Genomic DNA, 550 nt, shown 5'->3' with positions numbered 1-550 from the left:
GATCAGGTTGATAGGTCTGAGGTGGAAGCGCGGTGACGTGTGGAGCTGACAGATACTAATCGTTCGAGGACTTAACCACAGTCTAATAAAGTGTAATATGTAAGTGAATCTTGTTATCATACGTTATTTAGTTTTGAAAGAATAACTTCTTTCAAAAAAAGCTTGAAATCTTCGGATTTCATAGTATAATAATTTTTGTCACTATGTCTGGTGATGATGGCAAAGAGGTCACACCCGTTCCCATGCCGAACACGGAAGTTAAGCTCTTCAGCGCCGATGGTAGTTGGGGGTTTCCCCCTGTGAGAGTAGGACGTTGCCAGGCTGTAGCAATGATAGTGAGCAGCTAGATGCTGTGAATTATCTGCGGTTCATTCCGCAAAGCTATTAATTAAAAAAATAGTTGACTTTATTAATCTAGTATAATATGATTAGAAAGTTGCACTTGAAACAAATGATCTTTGAAAACTAAACAAAACCAAAAGCGTACCAAACGTTTTAAATTTTTAAGTCAGCAACAAATTGAGTCACAAATTTTCTTCGGAGAGTTTGA

At 37.8% G+C, this 550-nt stretch carries 1 rRNA gene; it reads left to right on the top strand.

Going from position 1 to position 550, the window contains the following annotated elements:
- Positions 1-206: 206 nt before the first annotated feature.
- A 5S ribosomal RNA gene (rrf, locus tag E2R53_RS22980) occupies positions 207-322 on the top strand.
- The last annotated feature ends 228 nt before the right edge of the window (positions 323-550 follow it).

The organism is Peribacillus frigoritolerans (assembly GCF_004358755.1).
In the GTDB taxonomy this organism is placed as follows: domain Bacteria; phylum Bacillota; class Bacilli; order Bacillales; family Bacillaceae; genus Bacillus_P.
Note: the sequence above shows the minus strand (reverse complement) of the source record. Positions and strands in the feature narration are given on the sequence as shown.